Consider the following 15868-nt stretch of genomic DNA (forward strand, 5'->3'; position numbering starts at 1 on the left):
TCGCTCTCCTGATTTATTGTCACTCTGACAATAAGTACCCTAGAGCAGTGTGATGAAAATAACCAGCCCTCAACTGAGGGCAGCTCACCGCCGCCGGTTCACGTCCTGCGGCGCGGCACGTTCATCGAGCCGGCGCACCGACTCCCGCACGGCGCCATGCAGCATGATCTCCAAATCGCCGACCACACGGTAGGGGTGTTCCAGCATGCCATTCCCGACCCACCGCAGCACGACGGCGAGCACAGCCGACGTATAGAAGTCGATGACCAGGACGCGGTCCTGCGGGCGCACCGGCCCGCCGCCGTCCTGGTCCATGACAGCCTCAGTGATGGGCCGCATCTGCCGAAACAGGAAACGCTCGAGCCCGGGCTGGCCCACCCCGTTGAGCACCCCCAGTGTCGAGGAGCGGTTCCCTCGCATGTACAGCATCAGCCGCACCAGTCCGTCGGCCCATCCCTCCTCAGCCGCGGAGGCGCGGACCTGACCGGCGACCTCGGTCTCGAACACGTACGCGGCAAGGTGCCGCACGTCGGGGAAGTGGTAGTAGAACGCCTGGCGCGTCAGTCCGCAGTCCCGCGCCAGTTCCGTAACCGTCACCTTGTCCAGCGGCTCGGAGCGCAGCCGGACACTGAGCGCGGCCGCCAGCGCCTCTCGTGCACCGGCATGACGCTGCGCTTCAGAGCCCTCATCGGTCATGCCTGACGGTAGCACCGGGGCACTTTTGGACACATCGCACCACCTGTCTAATGACCCGTGGCGCGGGCGTTTTTACCTTTAATCCGAAGGCATTAATGACACCGGGCTGCTAAGGAGAGGTCCCTAGATGTTCTTGTTCGAATCGATTCCCTGGTATTCCTGGGCGATGTTCGGCGTCGTCCTGGTTGCCCTTATTGCGCTTAACGAAGTGACGCGGCGCTGGAAGTGGGCCGGCCTGGCCTTCTTCGTGGCGCTGCCGCTCCTCCTGACCGTGTTCGTGTGGCCCACGACGGCCGGAGAAGGGTCGTCCACCGGCACGTGGTTTCACTGGGTGAAGGTGTACTCGGCGCTCCTCGGGTGCCTGGGCTTCATGCTCATTCGCTACGTGCCGCGCCTGGCGAAGAACCGCTGGATGCTGATGTTCCCCGCACTGATCCTGGCGATCAACATCGCCGAGGCTGTCATCCGCGACTTCGAGGTGGCGGGCCTGCAGGGCATGCACGACGGCGTGTTTATGGTCGGCGGCCCGTGGAACTACATGAACGCCATTGCCGGCATCCTGAACCTGCTCACCATCTGCGGCTGGACGGGCATCATCGTGTCGCGCGACAAGTCGAAGGACATGATCTGGCCTGACATGATGTGGTTCTGGATCATCGCGTACGACCTGTGGAACTTCGCCTACGTCTACAACTGCGTCGGCGACCACTCGTTCTACGCCGGTGCGGCGCTCCTCATCTCCTGCACCATCCCCGCGTTCTTCCTCAAGAAGGGCGCATGGCTGCAGCACCGCGCCCACACCCTGGCGCTGTGGATGATGTTCACGATGGCGGTCCCCACATTCGTGAGCACGTCACCGTTCGCCGTCGAGTCCTCCCACAACCCCACCGCACTGTTTGTCGTGTCGGCCATCTCACTGGCTGCCAACATCGCGGTCGCGGTCTACCAGGTGTTCACCATCGTCAAGCGGCACCGCAACCCGCTGCGCGACGAGCTGTACACCCACCTGCCCCAGTACCAGGAGGTACGCGGCGCGAACCTTCCCGGCGATCCCGCCCTGCCCGGGTCCGCTGGGTCCCCGGGAGCGGGCCGGCCGGTCACCGTCTGACCCCGCCGGTTCCCAGCGCAATAAAAAACCCTCCTGATCGGGCGTTTCGCCTGATCAGGAGGGTTTTTCGTGGAGCCCCCTGCCGGATTCGAACCGGCGACCCCCTGTTTACAAGACAGGTGCTCTGGCCAGCTGAGCTAAGGGGGCGGTACCGGCCAAGCCGGCTGCGCGCCGTCGTCGTGCCTTGAGCCTTGTTTCAAAAAACAAAACACGGTGACTGCGCTAGTCAAGGTTAACCCAGAGCGCCCGTTCCCGCGAAACCCAAACAGGTTTCACGCGAAACGGGCGCTGCGGGTGAAGCTCAAAACCTACTTGTTGGCGTCGAGCGCCGTCTGAACGGCAGTTTCGAAGTCATTGGCGTTGGTCTCGGCGCCGTTGACGTACACCGTGGGCGTTCCGCTGATGTAGTCCACGCGGGCCAGACGGTCCGTGTAGTTCACGAAGGCACGGAAACCGTCGTTCTGAATGCAGTCGGCTGCGTCGCCGGCGCCCACGGACTCGGCCATGTCAGCCAGTTCCGCGTTCTTGAGCTCGCCGTTTTCATAGTTGCCGAAGATGGCGGTCATGAAGTCCCAGTACGACTCCGGGTTGCTGTCGGCAACACAGGCGGCGGCGTTGGCGCCGCGCGAGGAGTAGTTGGTGGGTGACCCGCGGTCCAGGAATGCCACCGTGCGGTACTCGTAGGTGATGTCGCCGGCATCCAGCCAGGACCCGATCTTCTCCTCGTAGGTCTCCTCGAAGTCGGCACAGTGCACGCAGTTCACGTCCACGTAGACCACAACAGGAACCGGCTCACCGTCGGCTGCGGGCGCGATGCCCGGAGGAACCGGAGCATCCTCCTTGGCCTCCGTCGGAGCCTCCGGCAGCGAAGCAACATCGACGTCGAACGGCTCAGTGGACTCCAGCTCGGTTGTGGAAGTCAGCGTGATGCCGCCGTATTCGTTCGCATTGGCGGGCGCCGGGCCGGTCTGGGCATCAGCCCCGTTGCCTCCGCGCATGGAGTTAATCACGATGAGCGCCACAACCACGATGATGGCCACCACGGCAACGACCACACCCCAGCGCACCAGGAGCTTGTTGCGCCGCTCCTTTTTCTTCTGTGCTTCACGCAGGGCGCGTGCCTGTTCACGCGCAGCGGCCGTACGATCGGCCTTGCTGGGCTTGGGGTTCCGCTCAGTCATAGTTCCTCATGTTTTCTCTCACGCCTGCCCGATTGGGCAGGCGGCCGGCAGGCAACAGTTTAGGCCACCAAGCCATGCTGCCCTTACTTCCAACGCCCGTAGCGGACACAAAGTTTCAGGCCTTGGATAGAGTGGCATAAATACAAAAGCCAACCAAGGGGTGCATATCGTGAACGCTGCTGCCGCTGATCCTGCAGAAACAAATGCCACGGACGGGTATGGCGATTTCGATTTCATCGTAGTTTCCAACCGGCTGCCGGTTGACCGGGTGAACACCGATGACGGTGAAAGCTGGCGCCGCTCCCCCGGCGGACTGGTGACCGCCCTGGCCCCGGTCATGGCCAAGGCCGACGGCGCATGGGTGGGCTGGCATGGGGCTCCGGACGAGGAGCTCAAGGAATTCGACCACGACAACATGCACCTGCTGCCGGTGCCGCTGAGCGCATCCGAGGTGGAGCTGTACTACGAGGGATTCTCCAACGCGACCCTCTGGCCGCTGTACCACGACGTCATTGCACCGCCTGAATTCCACCGTACCTGGTGGGATTCCTACCGCACCGTCAACCGCCGCTTTGCCGACGCCGCCGCCACCATGGCTGCGAAGGGCGCCACCGTATGGGTGCAGGATTACCAGCTGCAGCTGGTTCCGCAGATGCTGCGCAAGGACCGGCCGGACCTGAAAATCGGCTTCTTCAACCACATTCCCTTCCCGCCGCTGGAAATCTTCGCCCAGCTGCCATGGCGCCGCAACATCATCGAGGGTCTGCTCGGCGCGGACCTCATTGGCTTCCAGCGTCCCTCCGACGCCAGCAACTTCCTGCGCTGCGTCCGCCGCTTCGCCGGGCACACGGTCCGCCAGCAGCAGGTGCACGTCACTAACGACGACGGCGTGTCCTACGTGTCCCGGGCCGAGTCCTTCCCCATCTCCATCGACGTGGACCAGATCACGGAACTGGCCAAGCGCGAGGACATCATCGAGCGCTCCCGCCAGATCCGCCGCGAACTCGGCGACCCGAAAACGGTGCTCCTGGGCGTGGACCGGCTGGATTACACCAAGGGCATCAGCCACCGGCTCAAGGCTTACGGCGAACTCCTTGAAGACGGCAAGCTCACGGTGGAGGACGCCTCGCTGATCCAGGTCGCCAGCCCCAGCCGCGAGCGCGTGGAGCAGTACCGGCTGCTGCGCGAAGAGGTGGAAGGCACCGTGGGCCGGATCAACGGCACCTACGACACCATGGGCAGCACAGCCATCCGCTACCTGCACCACAGCTATCCGGTGGAGGAAATGGTGGCCCTTTACCTCGCCGCCGACGTCATGCTGGTGACCGCCCTGCGCGACGGCATGAACCTGGTGGCCAAGGAATATGTCGCCGCCCGCACCAACAACACCGGAGCACTGGTGCTGAGCGAATTTGCCGGCGCTGCGGACCAGCTGCGGCAGGCCGTCCTGGTGAACCCGCACGACATTGACGGCCTCAAGAGCGCCGTGCTGGATGCCATCAACATGCCGGACCGCGAGGCGCAGCGGCGCATGCGCCTGATGCGCCGCCAGGTCCTGCAGAACGACGTCGAGCGCTGGTCCAAGAACTTCCTCAGTGCCCTGCAGCAGTCGGAGACGGAGAACGGAAAATGAGCGGACTTCCCGCGGACCTGGCCCAGGCGCTGGAGCAGTTGGCTGCGGCACAGACGCTGCTGGTGGCCCTGGATTTCGACGGCGTGCTGGCTCCCCTGGTGGAACACGCCGACGACGCGCGGCCGCTGCCGGGTTCCGCCGCCGCGGTCCGGGACCTGGCGGCCCTGCCGGACACCTTCACAGCGATGATTTCCGGCCGCGCCCTGGACAGCCTTCGCCGGGCCGCCACCCCCGAGCCGGAGACCCTGCTGATCGGCAGCCACGGCGCCGAGGCCTGGACCGGCCCCAACGCCCAACCCCTGCAGCTGACTCCGGAACAGGCACAGCTGCTGGCCCGGGCCCGGGCAGCAGTGGAGGAAGTCGCCGCATCCCATCCCGGCACGTGGCTGGAAGCCAAGCCCGCCGGCGTCGTGCTCCATACCCGCAGTGCCGCCGATGACATTGCCGCGGCGGCCACCGAAGCCGCCCGCGCCAGGCTCAGCGCCATTGACGGGGTGCAGATTACTGACGGCAAGCGCGTCCTCGAGACATCCGTGGTCCACACCAACAAGGGCGAAGGCATCCGGACGCTGCGCACGCTCACCGGTGCGGCGGCGGTGCTCTTCGCCGGCGACGACGTCACCGACGAGAACGGTTTTGCGGCGCTGCTCCCCGGTGATCTGGGCGTGAAGATCGGCCCCGGCGAGACGCGGGCTTCCTACCGGGTGGATTCACCGGAAGCGTTCACCGAGGTCCTTCAGACACTGCTTGTATTACGGCGGGACCGGCATTAAGCGGCGCCGCCCGGCGGATATGGCATACTGACCCTGTGACCGCGGCCACAACCGCTGCCACCTGTTCCTTAACTCAATAAGCACTTCACAACGGATCGTCGGGCACGTACCTGCCCGTGAAGGAGAAATATCATGGCAACGGTAACGTTTGACCAGGCCACGCGCCTGTACCCGGGCACCGATCGCCCGGCAGTCGACAACCTCAGCCTGGAGATCGCCGACGGCGAATTCCTGGTTCTCGTGGGCCCCTCGGGCTGCGGAAAATCCACCTCCCTGCGCATGCTGGCCGGACTCGAAGACGTCAACTCCGGCCGCATCCTCATCGGAGAACGGGACGTCACCGACGTTCCGCCGAAAGACCGTGACATTGCCATGGTTTTCCAGAACTACGCCCTGTACCCGCACATGTCCGTTGCTGACAACATGGGCTTCGCGCTGAAGATCGCGGGCATCGGCAAGGAAGAGCGGATGGAGCGCGTCCGCGAGGCCGCAAAGCTGCTGGACCTCGAGGATTACCTGGACCGCAAGCCGAAGGCACTCTCCGGCGGCCAGCGGCAGCGTGTTGCCATGGGCCGGGCCATCGTGCGTAACCCCCAGGTCTTCCTCATGGATGAGCCCCTGTCCAACCTGGATGCCAAGCTGCGAGTGCAGACGCGCACGCAGATCGCATCCCTGACGCGGCGTCTGGGTGTCACCACCGTTTACGTCACCCACGACCAGGTTGAGGCCATGACCATGGGTGACCGGGTGGCCGTGCTCAAGGACGGCATCCTGCAGCAGGTCGACACCCCGCGGAACCTCTACGACCACCCGAACAACGTCTTCGTCGCCGGCTTCATTGGCTCCCCCGCCATGAACCTGCTGGAGCTTCCCGTGGTGGACGGCGGTGTCGCCTTCGGCGGCGCCGTGTACCCGGTGGCCAGCTCGGTCCTCGGTGCCGCCGCCGGCAACACGGTCACAGTCGGTGTCCGGCCCGAAGACCTGGAGATCGTGGATTCCTCGGGCTCCGGCCTGAAGGTGGAGGTCGATGTCGTCGAGGAACTCGGCGCCGACGCTTATGTCTACGGACACACCACCCTCGACGGGACGGACCGGGACATGGTGGTCCGCGTCGACGGACGCCGCCCCCCGATGAAGGGTGACACGCTCTTTGTCCGTCCGCAGGTTGGCCACGTGCACCTGTTCGACACCAGCAACGGTGAGCGTCTGGCGGATCACGCCTGATCCTTTCCGCCTCAATGCGGTGGCCCCCTCAACTGAACTAGACTCGTTGAGGGGGCCACCGCGTTGCTGTTTAACCAAGAACGCTCGACAAAGGGCATGTGCTTATGACCGAACCTGCAGGCGCAAACTGGCGAGACGAACCGACTGACTGGGACCAGCCGGGCAAACTGCCGCGGCTTCATGTCTCGTCTCCGGAAAAGGCCCTCGCCTCCCTGAACATCACCGCGGCGTCCATGGATCCCGCGCTTTTGGACCTGCCCTGGCACCTGCCGCTGGAGGACTGGCCCAAGGAGAACCTGGCCGCCCTGCCCCGTGGCATATCCCGGCATGTGGTCCGTTTCGCCAGGATGGGCGACTCGCTGATCGCGATCAAGGAAACCAGCGAACATGTGGCCCGGCAGGAATATCACATGCTGCGCAAGCTCCGGCGGCTCAACGTCCCCTCGGTTGCTCCGGTGGCCGTCATCACCGGCCGCTACGACGTCAACGGCGAGGAACTGCAGCCGGTCCTGGTGACCAAGCACCTGCGCTTTTCGCTGCCCTACCGCGCCGTTTTTTCCCAGACCCTGCGCGAGGTCACCCTTACCCGGCTGATCGATGCCCAGGCCCTGCTGCTGGTCCGCCTGCACCTGGCCGGGTTCTATTGGGGCGACGTGTCGCTGTCCAACACCTTGTTCCGCCGCGACGCCGGCGCCTTTGCCGCTTATCTGGTGGATGCGGAAACCGGCGAACTTTACCCGGAGCTGTCCAACGGCCAGCGCGAATACGACCTGGAAATTGCCAGGGTCAACATCGCCGGCGAGTTGATGGACCTTGCCGAAGGCGGCCTGGTGGAGGAGAGCGTGGACCCGTTGGCCACGAGCGAGCGGATCATGGACAGCTACCGCAACCTGTGGGCCGAGCTGACGGAGAAGGAGTCCTTTGAGCTCGGCGAACGCTGGCGAGTTAATGCCCGCATCCGCCGCCTGAACGAGCTGGGGTTCGACGTCGACGAACTCACCATCAAAACCACCGCCGACGGGACCCAGGTTCAGCTCCAGCCCAAGGTGGTCGACGCCGGCCACCACCAGCGCCGGCTGCTGCGCCTGACCGGGTTGGATGCCCAGGAGAATCAGGCCCGCCGGCTGCTGAACGATCTGGACTCTTACCGCGCCGACAATAACCCGGACCTCGACGAGGAGCTCAGCGCACACCTGTGGGTCACCCAGGTCTTCGAGCCAATCGTGAAATCAGTCCCGCGCGAACTGGGCAGCAAGCTGGAACAGGCCGAAGTGGTGCATGAAGTGCTCGAGCACCGCTGGTACATGTCCGAAAAGGAAAACCGCAACGTTCCCATGGCCGAAGCCGTGCAGTCGTATATGGACACGGTTCTGCGCCACCGCCGGGATGAGGCGGCCATCCTGCTCACCGCAGACACCCGGACCATGAAAATCCTGGAATCCGGCGGCGCACCGGACCAAATGAATTGACGGTTGTCCGGCTCACCGCACCTTGTGCGGGATCTCACCGGTAAACGGGGAAAGGGCGACGCCGGCGGGGCGTTAACACTGGTAGATAACGTCATGCGAGTCTAGGAGGTCCCTGCCCAGCCATGACCACACCAACTGTTTCCCACGCACTGGGAGCCACTCTCAAGACCGTCCCCGTCCATCTCCCTCCGGCGGATCGGGAATGGTGGCGCTCCTCTGTCATTTACCAGATTTATCCCCGGTCCTTCCGCGACCTGAGAGGCGACGGAATCGGGGATCTTCCCGGTATCACCGAAGAGATTCCGACTTTGGCCGAACTGGCCATCGACGCCGTCTGGCTATCTCCCTTCTACCGGTCGCCGCAGAAGGACGCGGGGTACGACGTTGCCGACTACTGCTCCGTGGACCCGCTCTTTGGCACCCTCGAGGACTTCGACGCCCTCGTGGCCCGGGCCTCCGAGTACAACATCCGGGTGATCGTGGATCTGGTCCCCAACCACTGTTCCGATCAGCATCCCCTTTTCCAGGCGGCGCTGGCGGCGGAACCCGGATCACCGGAACGGGACATGTTCATCTTCCGCGACGGCACGGGCGAGCATGGGGAGAACCCTCCGAACAACTGGCAGTCCCACTTCGGCGGCCCGGCGTGGACCCGCATCACCAACCCTGACGGGTCCCCGGGACAGTGGTACCTGCACCTCTTCGACACTTCCCAGCCGGACTTTAACTGGGACAACCCCGCGGTGCGGAAAGAATTCGAACGGATCCTGCGCTTCTGGCTGGACCGCGGCGTGGGCGGCTTCCGGGTGGACGTGGCGCACGCACTGATCAAGAAGTCAGGCCTGCCGGACTGGGGAGGCACGGCCGACGGCGCCTCCACCGAAGGGTTCCCCGGCTCCGCTGCCCCCATGTTTGGCCAGGAGGGAATCCACGATATCTTCCGGTCCTGGCGGAAGCTCCTGGATGAGTACGACGGCGACCGCGTCCTTTGCGCCGAGGCGAACGTCGATCCCGTGGAGCGCATCACCAACTGGGTCCGCTCCGATGAAATGCAGCAGGCGTTCAACTTCGCCTACCTGAACCATCCATGGGAACCCAAGGCGCTGCGAAACATCATCGAAACGTCCCTGCGGGCCTTCGACACCGTTGGTGCGCCCACCACCTGGGTACTGTCCAACCACGACGTCGTCCGCCATGTCTCGCGTTTCGGGCTTGAATCGAACAAGCTGCGCAGCGGTGACGGCATCGGCCCCCGGGACAGCCAGCCCGACTATCTGCTCGGCGCGGACCGGGCGCGGGCTGCCACCATGCTGATGCTCGGCCTGCCCGGCGGCGTTTACCTGTACCAGGGTGAAGAGCTTGGCCTGCCGGATCACACCATGATGCCCGACGAATTCCGTCAGGATCCCACCTACCACCGGACCGCCGGAGTTCGCGTGGGCCGGGATGGAAGCCGTGTTCCGCTGCCGTGGCGGGTTGGTGAGCCGTCCTTCGGTTTCAGCTCCGGCGGCCGCTCCTGGCTGCCGCAGCCGGCTTACTGGGGCCGCTACTCCCGTGACGTTGAAGAGCGGGATCCGTGGTCGTCCCTGAATATGTACCGCAAGGCCCTCTCCGTGCGGCGTGAGCTGGGGTTGGGCGCCGGGTCACTGGCATGGTGGCCGGAGCACGACGACGAGGGACTGGTGGCCTTCGTCAACGGCAACGTTCTCGTGGCCATGAACATGGGTGAGCACCCGGTGCAGCTGCCGGATCTTCCCGTTCTGGCTGCCAGCTCGCCGTCGGCACTGGAAGGCACCCGGCTGCGGCCCAACCGTACAGTGTGGCTGCAGCTGGACTAACGGTTGTTCCAGCTGGCGTAACTGGCCTAACGCGGGAGGATGGCTTTCCCCGGGTTGAGGATTCCGGCCGGGTCAAAGGCGTCCTTGATGCGGCGCTGAAGACCGCGCACCTCCTCCCCCTGTTCCTGCGCGAGCCAGCGCAGCTTGAACTGGCCGATTCCGTGTTCGCCGGTGATGGTGCCGCCCATGGCAAGGGCCACGGTTATGGATTCATCGAGGGCAGCGTCCAGCCTCAGGGCCGCGGCGCTGCCCTCCGCCGTCTCCACCCAAAAGGTGGGGTGCAGGTTTCCGTCGCCTGCGTGGGCCACCACCTTAAGCCGCACCCGGTGGTCCCGGGCCATGCGGTGCAGTTCTTCAATGTAGGAGACAAGCCGGGACCGTGGAACTGCGACGTCTTCGCCGACGCGGAGCTCCGTGTGAACGGCGTCGCCGCGGCTGTGCCGGCGCAGGTCCACCAGCTCCAGCGCCTCCGCAGACCCTTCCCTGCTCACTGTCCCGCCGAGGGCACCCAGCGCTGAAGCCACCACTTCAGCTTCGGTGTCCGCCCCGTAGCCGTCTGTCTGTATCAGCAGCAGCGCGTCGCCCCGGTTCCGGAGGGTGGAACCGTGCGCGGCATCCAGGGCACTCATCGTTTCCCCGTCGAGCAGCTCCATGATTGCCGGCTGGACCCGGGCCCTGCCGACGGCGAGCACACCGGCTGCCGCACTTGCCAGGTTGGGGAAAAAGGCGGCGAGGGTGCACACCTTGACCGGCAGGTAACGCAGCCGCACCGTGATTCCCACGACGACGCCCAATGTGCCTTCGGATCCGGTGAACAGGCTGGTCAGGTCGTATCCGGCAACTCCCTTGAAGGTTTCCTGTCCGGTGGTGATCAGCGTCCCGTCCGCCAGCACGACGTCGAGCGAGAGGACGGAGTCCCGTGTGACTCCGTATTTTGCGCAGCGCAGCCCGCCGGCGTTGGTGGCAACGTTGCCGCCCACCGTGGAGATGCGGTAGCTGGCCGGGTCCGGGGCGTACATCAGTCCGTATTCAGCGGCCGCAGTGCTCAAATCCGCATTGATCACTCCAGGCTCGACTCTGGCGATCTCGTCCTCCGGGCGGATTTCGAGGATCCGGTTCATCCGCTCAAGACTCAGCACAAGGCAACCGGCAGTGGCGTGTGCTCCGCCGGAGACTCCGGTCCCCGCTCCCCTCGGTACCACCGCAGTTCCCGTGCGCGACGCCCAGCGCAGCACCTGTTGAACTTCGGCTACCGACTCTGCCCGGATAACTGCCAGCGGCCTGGCGATGTCCAGGACGGGCCCCTGGTCACTCGCATAGGCCGCCAGCACCTCGTCCGAAGTGTCCACGTCGATATTCGGCAAAGAGAGTGCAAGGTCCATAAGTGTTTCCGGGGTCATACGGGGATGCTACCCGGCGCCCATGAAACGTGAGTAGCGGTCAAGGATCAGGGGCCATGCCGCGGAGAAGCCGAGGTGGGTCTCCACCGCTTCGGCAACACTGCCAAGACCTGAGTGCCTCAGCTGAATCTTCGTTTCGCCGCCGCTTACCGCGGTAAACGTGATCCGGACTTCCGTGGGAGTCTGCGGGCTGTGCCCTGCCACCCATTCCAGGACCAGTTCAGAGTCCTGGATCCTGTTGGTTACCGTGGCCCACAGGGCTGTTTGCCCATCCGGACCCGTCTCCGTGAGGGAAGCGGCCTCAAACTCGGGGTGGGTTCCCTCGCCGAATTCCGTGTACTGCTCCGGCCACCACAGATGCAGATACTCGGTGAAGCCGTTGAATGCTTCGTGCAGTTCGCGCGGGACGTCACGTTCAAGGATGATGTCCTGCACTGCGGCCGGTTCCTTCGCAGGTTCGGGCTGCTCGGCGTGGGAAAACAGGGATGAGTTCATCGTTCAACCCTAGCCGGAACCTTTCCCCGGCTCCCCTTCCTTCCCGCTCCCGCTCTCCCCTCCCCGCCTCCCCACCTTCCCTCCTCTCCTCCACTCCTCTCCTCCACTCCTCCACTCCTCTCCTCCACTCCTCTCCTCCACTCCTCTCCTCTCCTCCACGCGAGATGGCAGTAAGTGCTGTTCCCAGCCCCGGGAAGAGCACTTACCGCCATCTCGGCAAAAGAAAGAGGGACCCCAAAGGTGGAACGGGGAAGAAAAACGGGGGTGTTAAACAAGTAAGGCCCGCACCAACCGGTGCGGGCCTTACTCTCTCAACCGAAATATTGTCCGGCGGTGACCTACTCTCCCACATCCTCCCGGATGCAGTACCATCGGCGCTGTGGGTCTTAGCTTCCGGGTTCGGAATGGGACCGGGCGTTTCCCCCACGCTATGACCGCCGTAACCCTTCCACCCACACCACCCCAAACAAACAAACCTCAGGGTGAGGGGAAAACAATGGTCACAACAAGAAACACGCGCAGTGTTTCGATGCAATATATAACTGTAATTATACGGCACACCAGAACTCATGAGGGTGTGGTGGTGCCGGTTCCAGGAGTGACAAACCACACGGGTTTGTTATCCGGGAACCACATAGTGGACGCAAGCAGCACATGATCTAACACAACCCTTATTTGGCGGGAACGTTTGAAGTCGTTTCCTGCCCAGATTGTGGTGTGGTGTAAGTTATCGGCCTATTAGTACCGGTCAGCTTCACGGGTCTTTAGTCCCCGCTTCCACATCCGGCCTATCAACCCAGTGGTCTGGCTGGGGGCCTCTCACACACAAGGTGTATGGAAATCTCATCTCGAAGCGGGCTTCCCGCTTAGATGCTTTCAGCGGTTATCCCATCCGAACGTAGCTAATCAGCGGTGCACTTGGCAGTACAACTGACACACCAGAGGTTCGTCCGTCCCGGTCCTCTCGTACTAAGGACAGCCCTTCTCAAATTTCCTGCGCGCGCAGCGGATAGGGACCGAACTGTCTCACGACGTTCTAAACCCAGCTCGCGTACCGCTTTAATGGGCGAACAGCCCAACCCTTGGGACCTACTCCAGCCCCAGGATGCGACGAGCCGACATCGAGGTGCCAAACCATGCCGTCGATATGGACTCTTGGGCAAGATCAGCCTGTTATCCCCGAGGTACCTTTTATCCGTTGAGCGACGGCCATTCCACAATGTACCGCCGGATCACTAGTCCCGACTTTCGTCCCTGCTCGAGATGTCTCTCTCACAGTCAAGCTCCCTTGTGCACTTACACTCGCCACCTGATTGCCAACCAGGCTGAGGGAACCTTTGGGCGCCTCCGTTACTCTTTAGGAGGCAACCGCCCCAGTTAAACTACCCATCAGGCACTGTCCCTGACCCGGATTACGGGCCGAAGTTAGATATCCAGTATGACCAGAGTGGTATTTCAACGATGACTCCACCCGAACTGGCGTCCGGGTCTCACAGTCTCCCACCTATCCTACACAAGCCACACCGAATATCAATACCAAACTATAGTAAAGGTCTCGGGGTCTTTCCGTCCTGCTGCGCGTAACGAGCATCTTTACTCGTACTGCAATTTCGCCGAGTTTATGGTTGAGACAGCGGGGAAGTCGTTACTCCATTCGTGCAGGTCGGAACTTACCCGACAAGGAATTTCGCTACCTTAGGATGGTTATAGTTACCACCGCCGTTTACTGGGGCTTAAATTCCCAGCTTCGCCCCAAAGGGCTAACCGGTCCTCTTAACCTTCCAGCACCGGGCAGGAGTCAGTCCGTATACATCGTCTTGCGACTTCGCACGGACCTGTGTTTTTAGTAAACAGTCGCTTCCCCCTGGTCTCTGCGGCCCCGATCCCCTCCGGACAGCTTGTGTCCCTCAAGGTTGGGGCCCCCCTTCTCCCGAAGTTACGGGGGCATTTTGCCGAGTTCCTTAACCATAATTCTCTCGATCGCCTTAGTATTCTCTACCTGATCACCTGTGTCGGTTTGGGGTACGGGCGGCTAAAACCTCGCGCCGATGCTTTTCTAGGCAGCATAGGATCACCGGATTCCCACCAAAGTGGGTCCCGTCAGATCTCAGGATCGTCATCAAAGACACAGCAACGGATTTACCTATCGCTGACCCTACATCCTTAGACCAGGACAACCATCGCCCGGCCCGGCTACCTTCCTGCGTCACACCTGTTAATACGCTTACCTCCCGGGATCAGGTCCCGCGCTCCACCAAAAACCGGGTCACCACAAGGGCGGCCGGTCAGGTATTGGGCGGTTAGTGTCCCCCGATCAGTATTGGCGGTTTTTCGCCGGTACGGGAATATCAACCCGTTGTCCATCGACTACGCCTGTCGGCCTCGCCTTAGGTCCCGACTTACCCAGGGCAGATTAGCTTGACCCTGGAACCCTTGATCATTCGGCGGACGGGTTTCTCACCCGTCTTTCGCTACTCATGCCTGCATTCTCACTCGTGTAGGCTCCACCGCTGGTTTACACCGCGACTTCACTGCCCACACGACGCTCCCCTACCCATCCAAACGCTTGAACGAAAATGGATAAACCATCCGCTTGGCTAATATTTGAATGCCACAACTTCGGCGGTGTACTTGAGCCCCGCTACATTGTCGGCGCGGAATCACTTGACCAGTGAGCTATTACGCACTCTTTCAAGGATGGCTGCTTCTAAGCCAACCTCCTGGTTGTCTTCGCAACTCCACATCCTTTCCCACTTAGCACACGCTTAGGGGCCTTAGTTGGTGGTCTGGGCTGTTTCCCTCTCGACTATGAAGCTTATCCCCCACAGTCTCACTGCTGCGCTCTCACTTACCGGCATTCGGAGTTTGGCTGACGTCAGTAACCTTGTAGGGCCCATTAGCCATCCAGTAGCTCTACCTCCGGTAAGAAACACGCAACGCTGCACCTAAATGCATTTCGGGGAGAACCAGCTATCACGGAGTTTGATTGGCCTTTCACCCCTACCCACAGCTCATCCCCTCCATTTTCAACTGAAGTGGGTTCGGTCCTCCACGCGCTCTTACACGCGCTTCAACCTGGCCATGGGTAGATCACTCCGCTTCGGGTCTAGATCACGCCACTGCATCGCCCTGTTCAGACTCGCTTTCGCTACGGCTTCCCCTCACGGGTTAACCTCGCGACGTAACACTAACTCGCAGGCTCATTCTTCAAAAGGCACGCTGTCACAAGCACAACACCACAAGTGGCATCGCCCTGCTCCAACGGATTGTAGGCACACGGTTTCAGGTACTGTTTCACTCCCCTCCCGGGGTACTTTTCACCTTTCCCTCACGGTACTTGTCCGCTATCGGTCATCAGGGAGTATTTAGGCTTACCAGGTGGTCCTGGCAGATTCGCACGGGATTTCTCGGGCCCCGTGCTACTTGGGATCCTCTCCAAGCGGCAGCATACATTCCGGTTACGGGGCTAACACCCTCTACGGCCCGGCTTTCAAACCGGTTCACCTATGCACCTGCACTCACTTCACCAATCCGGCAGAACTGGTACGGAAAGTCCCGCAACCCCAGTGATGCAACGCCCGCCGGCTATCACACACCACTGGTTTAGCCTCTTCCGCGTTCGCTCGCCACTACTAACGGAATCACTGTTGTTTTCTCTTCCTGTGGGTACTGAGATGTTTCACTTCCCCACGTTCCCTCCACGCACCCTATGTGTTCAGATGCGGGTCACCCGGTCACTCGCGCGCCGGGCGGGGTTTCCCCATTCGGACATCCTGGGATCAACGCTCGGTTATCAACTCCCCCAGGCTTATCGCAGATTCCTACGTCCTTCTTCGGCTCCTGATGCCAAGGCATCCACCGTGTGCCCTTAAAAACTTGACCACAAAGATCAATAAATATTATCGCTATCGAGAAAACCATGACAACACCGGAAACACACCCATCAAGGGCACATCCCCGGATCACCAGGTTTATCTGAAATTGCACTTAATAATTTTAAGATGCTCGCGTCCACTATGTAGTTCTCAAACAACAACCCCGTCACACCCCG

General features: G+C 62.2%; 10 protein-coding genes, 1 tRNA gene and 2 rRNA genes. 6 read left to right on the top strand and 7 right to left on the bottom strand.

Features of this window, described 5'->3' with window-relative positions:
- Nucleotides 1-84: 84 nt before the first annotated feature.
- Entirely contained in the window at nt 85-711 is a 627-nt protein-coding gene (locus AAE021_RS13570) for a TetR-like C-terminal domain-containing protein (protein WP_342022869.1), read from the bottom strand.
- Between the two features lie 112 nt (nt 712-823).
- On the opposite strand from AAE021_RS13570, the gene AAE021_RS13575 reads away from it, so the two are divergent.
- On the top strand, nt 824-1804 hold the full coding sequence (locus tag AAE021_RS13575; RefSeq protein WP_342022870.1) for a DUF5692 family protein: 981 nt from the start codon (nt 824-826) through the stop codon (nt 1802-1804).
- Nucleotides 1805-1874: 70 nt separating this feature from the next.
- On the opposite strand, the gene AAE021_RS13580 is transcribed toward AAE021_RS13575, so the two are convergent.
- A tRNA-Thr gene (locus tag AAE021_RS13580) sits at nt 1875-1951 on the bottom strand.
- A gap of 161 nt (nt 1952-2112) precedes the next feature.
- Nucleotides 2113-2985 carry a DsbA family protein gene (locus AAE021_RS13585; RefSeq protein ID WP_342022871.1) on the bottom strand — a complete coding sequence of 291 codons (873 nt, stop codon included), beginning with the start codon at nt 2983-2985 and terminating at the stop codon, nt 2113-2115.
- Nucleotides 2986-3154: 169 nt separating this feature from the next.
- Between AAE021_RS13585 and otsA the strand changes: the two genes are divergently transcribed.
- From otsA to AAE021_RS13610, 5 genes are all read left to right on the top strand, one after another.
- Nucleotides 3155-4618, top strand: coding sequence for an alpha,alpha-trehalose-phosphate synthase (UDP-forming) (otsA, locus tag AAE021_RS13590; RefSeq protein WP_342022872.1), 1464 nt, complete (start codon nt 3155-3157; stop codon nt 4616-4618).
- Nucleotides 4615-5391 carry a trehalose-phosphatase gene (gene otsB / locus AAE021_RS13595; protein WP_342022873.1) on the top strand — a complete coding sequence of 259 codons (777 nt, stop codon included), beginning with the start codon at nt 4615-4617 and terminating at the stop codon, nt 5389-5391. Before otsA ends, otsB begins: the two co-directional genes overlap by 4 nt.
- Before the next feature lie 132 nt (nt 5392-5523).
- Nucleotides 5524-6615 (top strand): sn-glycerol-3-phosphate ABC transporter ATP-binding protein UgpC, encoded by a 1092-nt coding sequence (locus AAE021_RS13600; RefSeq protein ID WP_342022874.1) that lies wholly within the window; start codon nt 5524-5526, stop codon nt 6613-6615.
- Nucleotides 6616-6719: 104 nt separating this feature from the next.
- The gene (locus AAE021_RS13605) at nt 6720-8084 is read left to right on the top strand and encodes a DUF4032 domain-containing protein (RefSeq protein WP_342022875.1); all 1365 of its coding nucleotides are present in this window, start codon (nt 6720-6722) and stop codon (nt 8082-8084) included.
- 122 nt (nt 8085-8206) lie between these two features.
- The gene (locus AAE021_RS13610; RefSeq protein ID WP_342022876.1) at nt 8207-9922 is read left to right on the top strand and encodes a glycoside hydrolase family 13 protein; all 1716 of its coding nucleotides are present in this window, start codon (nt 8207-8209) and stop codon (nt 9920-9922) included.
- A 26-nt stretch (nt 9923-9948) separates the two neighbouring features.
- Here the strand turns inward: AAE021_RS13610 and AAE021_RS13615 are convergent, their stop codons facing one another.
- The 4 genes from AAE021_RS13615 to AAE021_RS13630 all read right to left on the bottom strand — a co-directional run bounded on the left by AAE021_RS13615 (nt 9949) and on the right by AAE021_RS13630 (nt 15699).
- The gene (locus AAE021_RS13615; RefSeq protein ID WP_425362402.1) at nt 9949-11322 is read right to left on the bottom strand and encodes an FAD-binding oxidoreductase; all 1374 of its coding nucleotides are present in this window, start codon (nt 11320-11322) and stop codon (nt 9949-9951) included.
- 9 nt (nt 11323-11331) lie between these two features.
- Nucleotides 11332-11817, bottom strand: coding sequence for a hypothetical protein (locus AAE021_RS13620; RefSeq protein WP_342022877.1), 486 nt, complete (start codon nt 11815-11817; stop codon nt 11332-11334).
- A gap of 325 nt (nt 11818-12142) precedes the next feature.
- Nucleotides 12143-12259, bottom strand: a 5S ribosomal RNA gene (rrf, locus tag AAE021_RS13625).
- Between the two features lie 275 nt (nt 12260-12534).
- Nucleotides 12535-15699 (bottom strand): 23S ribosomal RNA (locus tag AAE021_RS13630).
- Nucleotides 15700-15868 lie beyond the last annotated feature (169 nt).

Origin of the sequence: Arthrobacter citreus, from assembly GCF_038405225.1 — a bacterium.
GTDB lineage: Bacteria > Actinomycetota > Actinomycetes > Actinomycetales > Micrococcaceae > Arthrobacter_B > Arthrobacter_B citreus_A.